Annotated in this window: 12 protein-coding genes; 3 read left to right on the top strand and 9 right to left on the bottom strand. The window is 62.5% G+C overall.

The features are described 5' to 3' along the window. The first annotated feature begins 344 nt into the window (after window positions 1-344). Window positions 345-1,346: a hypothetical protein gene (locus AC04SF_RS31835; protein WP_488481014.1), complete on the top strand. Its 1,002-nt coding sequence runs from the start codon at window positions 345-347 to the stop codon at window positions 1,344-1,346. Here AC04SF_RS31835 and AC04SF_RS31840 read toward each other — a convergent pair. From AC04SF_RS31840 to AC04SF_RS31875, 8 genes are all read right to left on the bottom strand, one after another. Continuing rightward, on the bottom strand, window positions 1,343-1,780 hold the full coding sequence (locus AC04SF_RS31840) for a GNAT family N-acetyltransferase (RefSeq protein ID WP_488481015.1): 438 nt from the start codon (window positions 1,778-1,780) through the stop codon (window positions 1,343-1,345). The two genes, AC04SF_RS31835 and AC04SF_RS31840, sit on opposite strands and share 4 nt — an antisense overlap. Beyond that, window positions 1,780-2,589, bottom strand: coding sequence for a molybdopterin-binding protein (locus AC04SF_RS31845; RefSeq protein WP_096446556.1), 810 nt, complete (start codon window positions 2,587-2,589; stop codon window positions 1,780-1,782). The genes AC04SF_RS31840 and AC04SF_RS31845 overlap by 1 nt, the downstream gene beginning before the upstream one ends. Window position 2,590: 1 nt before the next feature. Further along, window positions 2,591-3,472, bottom strand: a complete 882-nt coding sequence (locus tag AC04SF_RS31850; RefSeq protein WP_488481016.1) for a cytochrome b/b6 domain-containing protein — start codon at window positions 3,470-3,472, stop codon at window positions 2,591-2,593. Between the two features lie 97 nt (window positions 3,473-3,569). Further along, window positions 3,570-4,241 carry a DUF1345 domain-containing protein gene (locus AC04SF_RS31855; RefSeq protein ID WP_488481017.1) on the bottom strand — a complete coding sequence of 224 codons (672 nt, stop codon included), beginning with the start codon at window positions 4,239-4,241 and terminating at the stop codon, window positions 3,570-3,572. Between the two features lie 31 nt (window positions 4,242-4,272). Continuing rightward, entirely contained in the window at window positions 4,273-4,743 is a 471-nt protein-coding gene (locus tag AC04SF_RS31860) for a YaiI/YqxD family protein (protein ID WP_488481018.1), read from the bottom strand. Further along, a complete protein-coding gene (locus AC04SF_RS31865; RefSeq protein WP_488481019.1) occupies window positions 4,740-5,012 on the bottom strand; it encodes a hypothetical protein in 273 nt (90 codons plus the stop codon). The genes AC04SF_RS31860 and AC04SF_RS31865 overlap by 4 nt, the downstream gene beginning before the upstream one ends. A 61-nt stretch (window positions 5,013-5,073) precedes the next feature. After that, a complete protein-coding gene (gene gfa / locus AC04SF_RS31870; RefSeq protein WP_488481020.1) occupies window positions 5,074-5,643 on the bottom strand; it encodes an S-(hydroxymethyl)glutathione synthase in 570 nt (189 codons plus the stop codon). A 67-nt stretch (window positions 5,644-5,710) separates the two neighbouring features. After that, the gene (locus AC04SF_RS31875; protein WP_488481021.1) at window positions 5,711-6,838 is read right to left on the bottom strand and encodes an S-(hydroxymethyl)glutathione dehydrogenase/class III alcohol dehydrogenase; all 1,128 of its coding nucleotides are present in this window, start codon (window positions 6,836-6,838) and stop codon (window positions 5,711-5,713) included. Between the two features lie 199 nt (window positions 6,839-7,037). On the opposite strand from AC04SF_RS31875, the gene AC04SF_RS31880 reads away from it, so the two are divergent. After that, a complete protein-coding gene (locus tag AC04SF_RS31880) occupies window positions 7,038-9,050 on the top strand; it encodes an acetyl-CoA carboxylase biotin carboxylase subunit (protein WP_488481022.1) in 2,013 nt (670 codons plus the stop codon). A gap of 106 nt (window positions 9,051-9,156) precedes the next feature. Next, window positions 9,157-12,684 carry a DNA polymerase III subunit alpha gene (gene dnaE / locus AC04SF_RS31885; RefSeq protein WP_488481023.1) on the top strand — a complete coding sequence of 1,176 codons (3,528 nt, stop codon included), beginning with the start codon at window positions 9,157-9,159 and terminating at the stop codon, window positions 12,682-12,684. 115 nt (window positions 12,685-12,799) lie between these two features. On the opposite strand, the gene AC04SF_RS31890 is transcribed toward dnaE, so the two are convergent. Then, window positions 12,800-13,681 carry a DMT family transporter gene (locus tag AC04SF_RS31890; protein ID WP_202350169.1) on the bottom strand — a complete coding sequence of 294 codons (882 nt, stop codon included), beginning with the start codon at window positions 13,679-13,681 and terminating at the stop codon, window positions 12,800-12,802. Window positions 13,682-13,708: the final 27 nt, after the last annotated feature.

The raw sequence follows: 13,708 nt of genomic DNA on the forward strand, positions 1-13,708 counted from the left end.
CAGAACTGAGCCCTCGACGCGCCATCCATAGCCTGTCGGCGACACCTTGTCACCTCCCAGCGACATCAAAGGTGCGTTGATATTCAGGTGATGCCGGCCTGCAAATGGCTGATACCTGCGCTTCCCCGTTCTATTGCGTCGCAATAGAACTGTGCTCACGTACGAAAAGTACGCTCCGCTCCGGTTCTCGGTATCAGCCATTTTCGACTCGGCCTGACCTGAATCTCAACACACCTAAAGCGCGCCGCGCCGGCAAGTCTTCGCTAACCACGCCGTTTGCCGGTTTTTCAAGACACTCCTGATATAGCAGGCCGATGTAACGCTCGGGGCGGACGGGGACGACAATGGGCGAATTGATCATGAGCGCGCCGATGGCGGGGCTGACCTCGAAGAATCGCATTGCCTCGGAAGATGTGGTGATGCTGCGCTGCGACGTGTTCGCCGATGGCGTGGTGACCCGAGGCGAGGCCGAGGCGCTGTTCGCGCTCGACCAGACGGCGCGGGACAAGTGCGCGGAGTGGGCGCCCTTCTTCGTCGAGGCGGTGACCGACTACATCGTCCATCAGGAAAAGCCGTTGGGCTACATTTCGCAGGACAATGCCGACTGGCTGGTCCGCACCATCTCGCGCGACGGCATGGTCGACAGCCGCACCGAACTCGAATTGCTGGTCCATGTGCTGGAAGAGGCGAGATCCTCGCCTGGCAAGCTTTGCGTCTATGCACTGGAACAGGTTGCCCACGCCGTTATCGACGGCAAGGGGCCGCTGATGCTGGGTGGCGCGCTGGTGCCCGGACTGATCGCCAAGGCTGAAGTCGAGCTGCTGCGCCGCATCCTCCACGCCCATGGCGGTGACGGCAACATCGCCATCACCCAGGGCGAGGCCGAGGTGCTGTTCAAGATCAACGAACAGACCGCGCAGGCCAAGAACGATCCGTCCTGGAACGACCTCTTCGTCAAGGCGATCGCCAATTTCGTGATGTGCTCGGCCGGCTATGAAGCGCCGACCCGCGACGTGGCGCTGCGCCAGGAAAACTTCCTCGAACACGCCGATCCGCAAATCGGCGATTTCTTCAGCCGCATGGTTTCCGGTGGTCTTGCTGGCATCATCGAGGCCTATCGGTCCCCGGATGACATCGAGGCCGAATGGGAGGCCAAGAACAGGGCGGCCGAGGCGCTGGCCCGCCACGCCGAGACGATCGATGCCGGCGAAGCCAAATGGCTTGTCGAGCATATCGGGGCGAACCGGCCTCTCTACGAAAACGAGCGCGCGCTACTGATGCTCATCAAGCATGCCTCGCCGGAGATCCATCCCGCGTTGAGGCCGCTGCTCGACAAGGTTGCCTAAAGCGCGCCGTCCGCTGCTATCGTTTTACAGAGGATGATGTTGGAATGGCCTTCGGGCCATTCCGCGAGTTCGGCAATGCGTTGGAAGCCAGCCTTCTCGTAGAGGCCCGGTGCCTGGAAGTCGTGGCTGGAGACCCAAATTCTCGTGACGCCGCGCTCGGCTGCCTCGGCGACAAAAGCGCTGAGCAACTGCCTTGCATAGCCGCGGCCTCGATAGGCCTCGTCAATCCACATCAATGTCAGCTCGGACGTGCTCGCCCAAGAGTACCCGGCAGCAACACCGACTGCGTTTCCTGCACCGTCGCGAGTAACGAAAGCCAAGCCACGGTCATCGGCGCAGTCTGTCGCACGTCGGTTGTCGCTGTGGAGACGTTCCTCGAGCGAACTCAACTCTATCGGCGACAAATCGTGCTCGGCCTTTATGCGAGCGGTCATCAAATCCCGCCATACCAGTCATAGCCATTGTCTTCCCAATAGCCGCCGCGGCCGCCGCCGACATTGGCGAAGCTGTCGACCAGTTCGATCTTGTAGAGATATTTCGGCATCTTGTAGCCGAGCTGGCGCTCGACACGGACACGCAACGGCGCGCCGTTCTCGACCGGCAACGGTTTGCCGTTCAGGCCGTAGGCCAGGATCGTCTGCGGGTGGCGGGCGTCGATCAGGTCGATCGTGCCGTAATATTTGATATCGCCGGACAGGCTGCGGTCGATCGTGTCGAGGCAATGGAACATGACATAGCGCGCCTGCGGCTTGACCACCGCCTGGTCGAGCACCAGCGACAGCGGGGTGCCGGTCCATTTGGCGATGCAGCTCCAGCCTTCGACGCAGTCGTGGCGGGTGATCTGGGTGCGGCTCGGCATGTTCTGAAGTTGCTCGCGGCTGAGCGATAGCGGCTTTTCCACGAGGCCCGAGACTTCCAGCCGCCAGTCGGCGAAATTGTTCGCGAGCAGACCCTTGTAGGTGTCATCGTCGGGGGCGGTGACGCCATTCGGCCGCTGCGGCTGGCGGATATCGGCTTCTGTGAATTCCGGCGCCAATGCATCGCGGCCGGCAAGCAGGCGTTGCGCGCGATAGGTCAGGCCATTGGCGTTTTCGAGGAAACCGCGCAGGCCGCTGCCGATGCTTAACTGGCTGTCGAAGGCGTCGCAGCCCGACAGCATGATGCCGGAGGCGCCGAGGCTGGCGGCGGTCAGGAATTTCCTTCGACTGATCTGAAAATTGGGGCTGATCTCAAACTTCGCCATGTCAGGCACTCCTCTCGGTCGTCTTGTCGTCATGCGCGGGAGGGTCGGTGCGATACCAGCCGGTGATGATCGAGCGCAGTTCGTTGATCGGGCCGGCGGCCAGGATCATCAGGATGTGGATGATGAAGAAGCCGACGAGCAGCAGCATGACGGTGAAATGGATGGTGCGTGCCGTCTGCCGGCCGCCGAGCAGCTCGTTGAGGAACGGCAGCACCGAATTCATGCTGGGCGACATGGCAAGGCCGGTGATGATCATCAGCGGCAACAGCACGAACAGCACGCCGCCATAAGCCATCTTCTGCAGCGTGTTGTATTCGCGCGTGTGGTGGAATTTCAGCTTGGCGTGGTCGACGATGTCGCGCGGCAGGCGCCTGAGGTCGTCAAGGCGCGGGGCGAGGTCGCGCCTGATATGGCCGTTGACCAGGCTGGCGACCAGCCAGACGAGCAAGGTCGTCGTCAGGATCCAGGCAAAGAAGAAATGGATGACGCGGGCGGTGCCGAGATCATAATAGGACGGGATGGTCGCCCAGGATGGGAAGCCGCGCGCCGTTTCGTTGCCTGGCGGACCTGACCAACCGAGCACGCCCGTCGTGTCGAAGCGGTGCCCGAAGATTTCGGTGTAGCCGCGCGGACCGGTATCGGTGTTCACCGCGCCAATTTCGAAGATGGTGTTGTTGTAGCCGAAGCCGGATTGCTTGCCGATGTAGAGCTGCGGCCGGGCGTTGAATATCTGCAGGCCGGAAAGCAGCATGAAGAACAGCGAGATCGCCCAGATCCAGTGCGTCAGCCGCGTCCAGCGCGACTGCCGGTAGATCAGTGTGCTGTCGCTCGACACGGGAGCGTCCGGTCCGGTGGCGGATTGGCTTCTGGCAACGGATTCCATCTTGTCTCGTCTCCCGGCCTCACGGCGTGGCCTGCGCGTTCATTGTCCTCCTGATACGTCGCGATCCAAACCGATGTTTCATCCGATCACGGATTTATTACGGACCACCCAGGCTGACGGCGAGATTGACGGCCGCCGCGACGATGACGGTGTTGAAGAAGAACGACAGAATCGAGTGGACGAGCACGACACAACGCATATGCGTCGTCGAGATATTGGTGTCGGCGGTCTGCGCCGTCATGCCGATGACCGTCGAGAAGTAGAGGAAATCCCAGCCTTCCGGCCGCTTGTCGCCTGGGAACAGCAATCCGCCGACCGGGATTTTCTTCTTGGTTTCAACGTCGACCGCATCGCCGTCCATCCAGTAGACATGCGCATAATGAAGTGCGGCCATCGCATGGATGGTGAACCAGCCGAGCGGGATCGACAGCAGCGCGAAGCCGAGCTCGACGGAGTTGCCTCTGTCCTTCTGATTGATCAGCAGGAACAACGAGATAACCGCGAACACGACGACAACAAGCGTCACCGCGAAGATGACCAGCACTGGCATGTCGGTGGCACGCGCATTCTTGCTCAGATACTTGCCGGTGAATGTTGGCATATGGCTGACGACAAGAATGACGTAAGCGGCGAAAAAGGCGTTGGCGCCGATCGAGTAGGCGAGCGGGGCGTGCAGCAGCAATGCCACAAGGAGCGCAAACGCACCGAAACACGCCGACATTGCGAACAGCATATGGCGCTGCATGGGTTTCTGGATCGCGGCGGCCATGGCGGTCTCCACCCTGGATGGCGCTCGGTTTCTAGCTGGGTGTGGCGGATTTCAGCGCGCGCCGCAAGATGCGGTCGAGTTCACCAAGGAACCGCGAACGGTCCTGCGGTGCGAAGCTCGCATTGTAGCCCTTGCTCTCACCGGTCTCGCGCAGATGCTGCTTGAGGTCGCGCATGGCCACCGCCATGCCGATGGTCTCCGGCGTGAACGGGCGCCCGGTTGGCCCAAGCACATGCGCGCCGAGCGCCACCGCACGGGCGGCAAGCGGAATGTCGGCGGTCACCACGACATCGTTGGATTTGGCATTCTCGACGATCCAGTCGTCGGCGGCGTCGGCGCCCTTGGAGACCACGACATTGCGGATCATCGGGTCGCGCGATGGCCGCAAACCGCCATTGGAGACGTAGGTGACGACGACGCCGAGGCGCTCGGCCACTTTCTCGACCTCGGCCTTGACCGGGCAGGCATCGGCGTCGACGTAGATGGCAGGGCGCTCGCTCATGCTTGCGTGATACCGTCCCCGACGACGATCTCGGCTTCCTTGTCGACCATATGTTCACGCATAACCATTTCGGCTTCCCTGACCGCTCTTCTCACATAAGAGCCTCTGGCGCTGAATGTGATTTCGTCGACACAGCTATCGATTTCGCCGATGTCGATGCTGACGTGTTTGTTGTGACGAAATGTTCGCCAGAGGTCTTCGCCGAAATTGCGAATACGGTGGATATCTGAGGTTTGCCAGTCGCGAAATTTGATGCGGATCGTGACCATGAGGCTACAGCTTTCGCGCTGCTAATGCGGGCCGAACCTGGAAGGATCGGCCCGCATTCGTTCAGGCCGGCAAGGCGCCTGACTTCTTCGCCGTCCAGGTGGCGATATAGTCCATCAGGCCGGGGTTGAGGCAGTCATAGGGTTCGAGCCCGATTGTCCTTAGCTGCGCGCGAATGCCGTCCATGCGCTTCGGGTCGATACCCGATTCGATGATCGACGAGACGAAGGCAGCGAAGCCCGGCGGTGACCAGCCATCCTCCTGGAAGCGCTCGGGGTGGATGAAGGACAAGCCCTTGAACGGATGGTCGCGCTCGACCGGGCCGTGCATGTGGACGCCACAGCCGGTGCAGGCATGGCGCTGGATCAGCGCGCTAGCGTCGACCACTTTCAGCTTGTCACCGTTCTCGGTGACGGTGACGTCGCCGGTGCCGGCAACGGCAACCACCGAGAATATGGCACCTTCCGGCTTCCAGCATTTGGTGCAGCCGCAGGCATGGTTGTGGGCGATCTGCCCCTTGACCTTCACCTTGACCGGCTTGCTGGTGCAAGCGCAGACCAGCGTGCCGCCGGCAAAGCTCGCGCTCTCCTTCGGCAGGCCATTATCGATTTTCGGATGCAGTTTTTCCGCCATTCTTTTCTCCTCCCAGTTTTGAACCACAGAGGTCGCTGGCCGGTCGGTCGGCGGCGTGTGGCTTGCTTCAGTAAACGACGACGCTTCGGATCGACTTGCCCTCATGCATGAGGTCGAACCCCTTGTTGATGTCTTCCAGCTTCAGCAAATGGGTGATCATCGGATCGATCTGGATCTTGCCGTCCATGTACCAGTCGACGATCCGCGGCACGTCGGTGCGGCCGCGCGCGCCGCCAAAGGCGGTGCCCATCCAGGTGCGGCCGGTGACCAGCTGGAACGGCCTGGTCGAGATTTCCTGGCCGGCGCCGGCAACGCCGATGATGACCGACTTGCCCCAGCCGCGATGCGAGGCTTCAAGCGCCTGGCGCATGACCTTGGTGTTGCCCGTGCAGTCGAATGTGTAGTCGGCGCCGCCGATCTGGTCGGCGCCACGCTTGGTCATGTTGACGAGGTGAGGGACGATGTCGCCGTCGATCTCCTTCGGGTTGACGAAATGCGTCATGCCGAACCGCTCGCCCCATTCCTTCTTGTCGTTGTTGAGATCGACACCGATGATCATGTCGGCGCCGGCAAGCTTCAGACCCTGGATAACATTGAGGCCGATGCCGCCGAGGCCGAAGACGACAGCGGTCGCGCCTTGCTCGACCTTGGCGGTGTTGATGACGGCGCCGATGCCGGTGGTGACGCCGCAACCGATGTAGCAGATCTTGTCGAAGGGGGCGTCGGAGTTGACCTTGGCCACCGCGATCTCGGGCAGAACGGTGAAGTTGGAGAAGGTCGAGCAGCCCATATAGTGGAAAATCTTGTCCTTGCCGATCGAGAAGCGCGACGAGCCGTCCGGCATCAAGCCTTGTCCCTGCGTGGCGCGGATGGCCGTGCACAGATTGGTCTTTCTCGACAGGCAGGACGGGCACTGCCGGCATTCCGGCGTATAGAGCGGGATGACATGATCACCCTTCTTGACCGAGGTGACGCCCTTGCCGACATCGACCACCACGCCGGCGCCTTCATGGCCGAGAATGGCTGGAAACAAGCCTTCGGGATCCGCACCCGACAAGGTGAACTCGTCGGTGTGGCAGATACCGGTCGCCTTGATCTCGACCAGCACTTCTCCGTCGCGCGGACCGTCGAGGTCGACCTCCATGATCTCCAGCGGCTTTCCGGCGGCGACAGCGACAGCGGCGCGGGTTTTCATCAGGCGTCCTCCAATGCGAATTTTTTTCCAAGGTTTCAGGTTTTATCGACACGATCAACTGGAAGCTGGTGCCGAGACTGGGCCACAGCGATGAATTGGAATCGCAAATCGATTGAAAGGCAGTGATTTGCATGGTCGGCTTGACCCCGCAAGCACAGGCCATAAAAGGAACGACTGACCGGAGGGGAATGACCTCAGCATGTTCACGAAAATCCTGATCGCCAATCGCGGCGAGATCGCCTGTCGTGTCATCAAGACGGCGCGCAAGATGGGGATTGCCACGGTCGCCGTCTATTCCGACGCCGATCGCGATGCCGTGCATGTCGAGATGGCCGACGAGGCGGTGCATATCGGGCCTTCGCCCGCCGCGCAGAGTTATCTTGTCCCTGAAAAGATCATTGCCGCTTGCAAGGAGACCGGGGCTCAGGCCGTGCATCCCGGCTATGGCTTCCTGTCGGAGCGGGCGGCCTTCTGCGAAGCGCTGGAGAGGGAAGGCATCGTCTTCATCGGCCCGAAGCCCAAGGCGATCAAGGCGATGGGCGACAAGATCGAATCGAAGAAATTCGCCAACGCCGCCAAGGTTTCTACCGTGCCCGGCTGGCTCGGTGTCATCGAGAATGCCGACCATGCCGAAAAGATCGCCGGCGAGATCGGCTATCCCGTGATGATCAAGGCCTCGGCCGGTGGCGGCGGCAAGGGCATGCGCATCGCCTGGAGCCAGTCGGAAGTGCGTGACGGCTTCGACCGCGCGCGCTCGGAAGCCAAGAGCTCTTTCGGCGACGATCGCGTGTTCATCGAAAAATTCGTCGTCGACCCGCGCCATATCGAGATCCAGGTGCTGGCCGACGCGCATGGCAACGCGCTCTATCTCGGCGAGCGCGAATGCTCGATCCAGCGCCGCAACCAGAAGGTGGCGGAAGAGGCGCCGTCGCCATTCCTCGACGCCAAGACACGCAAGGCGATGGGCGAGCAGTCGGTGGCGCTGGCCAGGGCCGTCGACTACCAGAGCGCCGGCACGGTCGAGTTCATCGTCGACAAGGACAAGAACTTCTATTTCCTTGAAATGAATACACGATTGCAGGTCGAGCATCCGGTGACCGAGCTTGTCACCGGCATCGACCTGGTCGAACAGATGATCCGCGTCGCCGCCGGCGAAAAGCTCTCGATAAAGCAAAGCGACATCAAGCTGAATGGCTGGGCGGTGGAAAGCCGGCTCTATGCCGAGGATCCGTATCGCAATTTCCTGCCGTCGATCGGCCGGCTGACGCGCTACCGGCCGCCTGAGGAGGGGAAATTTGGCGACGTCGTCATCCGCAACGACACCGGCGTAACCGAAGGCTCCGAGATTTCGATGTTCTACGACCCGATGCTGGCGAAGCTCTGCACCTGGGCGCCGACGCGCATCGATGCCATCGATGCCATGTCGGAAGCGCTCGATAGCTTTGTCGTCGATGGTATCGAGCACAACATTCCGTTCCTGGCGGCGCTGATGCAGCATCCGCGCTGGCGGGAAGGGGCGATATCGACCGGCTTCATCGCAGAGGAATATCCCGACGGCTTTGCGCCTGTCGTGCCGAACAGCGAAGAAAAGGCCGTGCTGGCGTCGATCGTGACCGCGGTGGAACTGTTGCGCCGCGACCGGCTCGATCGGCTGGGCGGGCGGCTGGCGCCGCATTCAGGAGTGCTCAAGCGCGACTGGGTGGTGAAGCTCGGCGACGATTATCTCCTGGCGTCCATCCTCGAGGGCATGATTTCCATCCCGATGGAGATCGACCTGTCGATCGAGGGCGGCAAGGCGCTGACTATTTCATCCGACTGGCGGCCGGGCGAGCTGATCTGGCGCGGCACGGTCGGCAAGCGCTCCGTTGTCGCCCAGATCCGGCCTGTCGCCAACGGTCTTCGCATCGCCTGGAAAGGCATGTCGGTGACCGCTCGTGCCATGCTGCCGCGCATCGCCGAACTTGAAAGATTGATGCCGGAAAAAGTGGCGCCGGACACGTCGAAGCTGCTGCTCTGTCCGATGCCCGGCCTTGTGGTGTCGATCGCCGTTGCCGAAGGCCAGGAGGTCAAGGCCGGCGAGACCTTGGCCGTGGTCGAGGCGATGAAGATGGAAAACGTGCTGCGCGCCGAACGCGATCTCGTCGTGTCGAAGCTCAACGCCAAGCCGGGCGACAGCCTGGCCGTCGACGCTGTGATCATGGAATTCGCCTGACCAGGCTGGAACTCTGTGGTCGGCGGTCGTTTGTGCTGGACTGGTATCGCCCCGTCCCGGACAATACATCTCCATCGACTCAAAGCCTTAGGCAGCGCGAGAAACCATGGCGGATGACAGACTTCCACGCGATCCCCTGAAGCGCGAAGCAGCGATTGCGGCGGCGCGGCCGGAGGTGCCGGCGCGGCCGTTCGTCCATCTGCGCGTGCATTCGGCCTATTCGCTGCTCGAGGGCGCGCTTCAGCTCGGCAAGGTCGTCGGCCACGCCGTGAAGGACGAGGCGCCGGCCATCGCCGTCACCGATACCAACAATCTGTTCGGCGCGCTGGAGTTCGCGCAGAAGGCGGTGAAGGACGGCATCCAGCCGATCATCGGCTGCCAGATCGCGCTCGCCTTTTCCGGCGAAAACAGCGATGGCCAGCGTGACCGCCGGCGGCAAGGTCCGGAGATGCGGCCGGTCATCTTGCTCGCCGCGACGGAAGCCGGCTATTCGAATCTGGTTCGGCTTGTCAGCTGCGTCTACCTGGAAACACCCCCCGGCGAGGCGGTGCACCTGACAACCGAGATGCTGGAGGGCAAGGCCGATGGGCTGATCTGCCTCAGCGGTGGGCCGCGCGGCCCGATCGGCAACGCCTTGAAGGAGGATCGCCGCGATCTGGCCGAAGTGCGGCTTTTGACGCTCAAGGCACTGTTCGGCGACCGGCTTTATGTCGAACTGGACCGGGTTGCCGGTTACGACCGGGTCGTCGAACATCAGACGATCGATCTCGCCTATGCGCACGAACTTCCGCTTGTCGCCACCAATGAGGCGTTTTTCTCCTCGCGCGACGATTATGAGGCGCATGACGCGCTGATCGCCATTGCCGAGGGCTCCGTTGTCGCCGTCGACACCCGCCGCCGGCTGTCACCGGACAATTTCCTGCGCAGCCAGGCCGACATGGCAAAGCTGTTCGCCGACCTGCCGGAAGCGATCGACAACACGGTCGAGATCGCACTGCGTTGCTCCTACTATCCAAAGACCCGCAGTCCGATCCTGCCGCGCTTCACCGGCGGCGATGCCTCCGACAAGGACGCGGCCGAAAAGGCCGAGGCCGCCGAACTCGCCCGCCAGGCGCGCGAGGGGCTCGACGCGCGGCTTGCGCTGCACGGACCGACGCCGGGTTACACGGTCGAGCAATATCGCGAGCGGCTGGAATTCGAGCTCGGCATCATCGAGAAGATGAAATTTCCGGGCTACTTCCTGATCGTTGCCGACTTCATCAAATGGGCCAAGGCGCAAGGCATTCCGGTCGGGCCGGGCCGTGGTTCGGGCGCCGGATCGCTGGTCGCCTATTCGACGACCATCACCGACATCGATCCGCTGCGCTTCTCACTGCTGTTCGAGCGCTTCCTCAACCCGGATCGCGTGTCGATGCCCGACTTCGACATCGACTTCTGCCAGGATCGCCGCGAAGAGGTGATCCGCTACGTCCAGCAGAAATACGGCCGCGACCAGGTCGGACAGATCATCACCTTCGGTACGCTGCAGGCCCGCGCCGTGCTGCGCGACGTCGGCCGCGTGCTGCAGATGCCCTATGGCCAGGTCGACAAGCTGTCGAAGATGGTGCCGCAGAACCCGGCCAATCCGGTCAAACTGGCGGACGCCATCGCCAACGAGCCGCGCTTTGCCGAAGAGGCCGAGAAGGAGCCGATCGTCCAGACACTCCTCGACATGGCGCAGAAGCTGGAAGGCCTCTATCGCCACGCCTCGACGCACGCCGCTGGCATCGTCATCGGCGACCGGCCTCTGTCGGAGCTGGTGCCGATGTACCGCGATCCGCGTTCGGACATGCCGGTCACCCAGTTCAACATGAAATATGTCGAGCAGGCCGGGTTGGTGAAGTTCGACTTCCTTGGCCTGAAGACGCTGACGGTGCTGGAGACGGCGGTGAAATTGATCCGCCGGCGCGGCATCGACATCGACCTGGCGACGATACCGCTCGACGACCCCGACACCTATGCCATGCTGTCGCGCGGCGAAGTGGTCGGCGTGTTCCAGGTGGAAAGTGCCGGCATGCGCAAGGCGCTGATCGGCATGCGGCCCGACTGCATCGAGGACATCATCGCGCTGGTCGCGCTTTACCGGCCGGGCCCGATGGAGAACATCCCGACCTACAACGCTAGAAAGCATGGCGAGGAGGAGATGGCGTCGATCCACCCCAAGATCGACCATCTGGTGAAGGAGACGCAAGGCGTCATCGTCTACCAGGAACAGGTCATGCAGATCGCGCAGGAGCTGTCCGGCTATTCGCTCGGCGAAGCCGACCTTCTGCGTCGCGCCATGGGCAAGAAGATCCGCGCCGAGATGGACAAGCAGCGCGAGCGCTTCGTCACCGGTGCTGTCGAGCGCGGCGTCGGCAAGCCGCAAGCCGACTTCATTTTCGACCTGCTGGCCAAATTCGCCGACTATGGTTTCAACAAATCGCACGCCGCCGCCTACGCCGTCGTCTCCTACCAGACTGCCTATCTCAAGGCGCATTATCCGGTCGAGTTCCTGGCGGCGTCGATGACGCTCGACATGGGCAACACCGATAAGCTCGCCGATTTCCGTCAGGATGCGCTGCGCCTCGGCATCGAGGTGCTGGCGCCGTCGGTGATGACGAGTTTCCGGCCGTTCGAGGTCGGCGAGAACCGCATCTATTATTCGATGGCGGCGCTCAAGGGCGTCGGCGATGCGGCGGTCGAACACATCGTTGCCGTGCGTGGCGAAAAGCCGTTCAAGAACCTCGCCGATTTCTGTGAGCGGGTCGATCCCAAGATCGTCGGCAAGCGGGTCTTCGAAAGCCTGATCATGGCCGGCGCGCTCGACTGTTTCGGCCACGACCGCGCCCAGATGCTGGCCGGTGTCGAACGGATGATGGGGCTGGCGTCGCTCGCCCAGCAGAATGCCGTTTCCGGCCAGGCCGATATTTTCGGCGCCTCGCTCGGCGCACAGTCGCAAGCGCTCAATCTGCCGCAGACGGATCCGTGGCTCGCAGCCGACCGGTTGCACCGCGAATTCCAGGTCGTCGGCTTCTATCTTTCGGCCCATCCGCTCGACGAGTACAAGGCGGCGCTGCAGAAGATGCGGGTGCAGAACTGGGCGGAGTTCTCGGCCGCCGTCAAGCGCGGCGCTTCTGCCGGCCGCCTGGCCGGCACGGTCACCAGCAAGCAGGAGCGCAAGACGCGCACCGGCAACAAGATGGGTGTGGTGGCCTTTTCCGACACCTCCGGCCAGTACGAGGCCGTGCTGTTTTCAGAAGCGTTGGCGCAGTACCGTGACCTCCTGGAAGCCGGCCGCTCCGTCGTCATCACCGTCGCGGCCGAGGACAGGCCCGAGGGCGTCAATTTGCGCATCAACTCCGTGCAATCGCTGGAGGACGAGGCAAGCCGCATCCAGAAGGCGCTGCGCATTTTCGTCAGGAATGATGGACCGGCCCCGATCATCCAGTCCCAGCTCACCCAGCGTGGCGAAAGCCAGGTGAGCATCATCGTCATCAAGGAAGAGGCGCAGGGCGAGGTCGAGATCGCCTTGCAGGGCGGCTACCGCGTCTCGCCACAGATCGCCTCGGCGATGCGCGCCGTGCCCGGCGTGGTCGAAGTGGAGCTTGTATAGAGCCGATTCGCTGGAAGCTTGAGGGCCGTGGACACGCGGACGGCGGCTTTGGCATCGCAAGGCCTGCGGGCATGTTCTCAACATACCGGATGCAGGCGACTGACCGGCGGCAGCGCTACGATGCCGCTACTTCGGCCGCTTGTGCAGGCTTGCGCTGCAGGTTGAGCAGATTGCCCATCAGGATCAGCAGCGCGCCGCCGGCGGTGAAGGCGTCGATCTGCTCGTGGTAAAGCAGCCAGCCGATCAGGGCCGACAGCGGTACGCGCAGGAAATCCATCGGCGAAATGACGGTGGCGTCGGCATAGCCGAGCGCGCGGGCCATGCAGAAATGCGACGACATGCCGGTGAAGGCAATCAGTACGATCCACGGCCACAGTTCCAGTGGCGGGTTGCGCCACGTATAGAGCGCCGGAACGAGGCCGACCACCGACTGGATGATCAGCATCCAGAAGATGATGCGCACGACGCTGTCGGTGCGCGTCAGCGACTTGACCATGACCACCGAGATGCCGAAGCAGACCGCGGCACCGAGCACGACGAGATGTCCCGGATCGACCGAGCCGACACCGGGGCGAACGATGACCACCACGCCGATCAGCCCGAGCACAACTGCCGCCAGTTTTGGCCGGCTCAGCCGTTCGCCGAGAAACGTCACCGCCAGGATTGCGGTCCAGATCGGCGTGGTGAATTCGATCGAGATCAGCACGGCCAGCGGGATCAGTGTCAGTGCATAGAGCCAGGCCGCCTGGCCGGTATAGTGGATGACATTGCGGGCGATATGGGCGACGGGGCGCCGTGTGCGCATTGCCGCAAAGCCGCCGCTCGTCATAACCAGCGGCAGCAGAATGAAGAACCCGATCACCGAGCGCAGTTCCAGCACCTGGAAGACGTTGAGCTCGGCCGTCGTGGCGCGGCCGGCGACCGACATCACCAGGAACGAGGTAATCGACAGCGCCATCCAGAACGCGGCCTTGGGGATCGAGGGGGTGGGTGCCATGGCAGCTATCTCGCAGGCCCAGGCCTC

The sequence above is a fragment of the Mesorhizobium sp. CNPSo 4671 genome, assembly GCF_057784245.1.

Bases quoted from the DNA above. Each gene is read 5' to 3' on its own strand.
- AC04SF_RS31835 (WP_488481014.1), top strand. From the start codon at position 345: ATGGGCGAATTGATCATGAGCGCGCCGATGGCGGGGCTGACCTCGAAG.
- AC04SF_RS31840 (WP_488481015.1), bottom strand. From the start codon at position 1,780: ATGACCGCTCGCATAAAGGCCGAGCACGATTTGTCGCCGATAGAGTTG.
- AC04SF_RS31845 (WP_096446556.1), bottom strand. From the start codon at position 2,589: ATGGCGAAGTTTGAGATCAGCCCCAATTTTCAGATCAGTCGAAGGAAA.
- AC04SF_RS31850 (WP_488481016.1), bottom strand. From the start codon at position 3,472: ATGGAATCCGTTGCCAGAAGCCAATCCGCCACCGGACCGGACGCTCCC.
- AC04SF_RS31855 (WP_488481017.1), bottom strand. From the start codon at position 4,241: ATGGCCGCCGCGATCCAGAAACCCATGCAGCGCCATATGCTGTTCGCA.
- AC04SF_RS31860 (WP_488481018.1), bottom strand. From the start codon at position 4,743: ATGAGCGAGCGCCCTGCCATCTACGTCGACGCCGATGCCTGCCCGGTC.
- AC04SF_RS31865 (WP_488481019.1), bottom strand. From the start codon at position 5,012: ATGGTCACGATCCGCATCAAATTTCGCGACTGGCAAACCTCAGATATC.
- gfa (WP_488481020.1), bottom strand. From the start codon at position 5,643: ATGGCGGAAAAACTGCATCCGAAAATCGATAATGGCCTGCCGAAGGAG.
- AC04SF_RS31875 (WP_488481021.1), bottom strand. From the start codon at position 6,838: ATGAAAACCCGCGCCGCTGTCGCTGTCGCCGCCGGAAAGCCGCTGGAG.
- AC04SF_RS31880 (WP_488481022.1), top strand. From the start codon at position 7,038: ATGTTCACGAAAATCCTGATCGCCAATCGCGGCGAGATCGCCTGTCGT.
- dnaE (WP_488481023.1), top strand. From the start codon at position 9,157: ATGGCGGATGACAGACTTCCACGCGATCCCCTGAAGCGCGAAGCAGCG.
- AC04SF_RS31890 (WP_202350169.1), bottom strand. From the start codon at position 13,681: ATGGCACCCACCCCCTCGATCCCCAAGGCCGCGTTCTGGATGGCGCTG.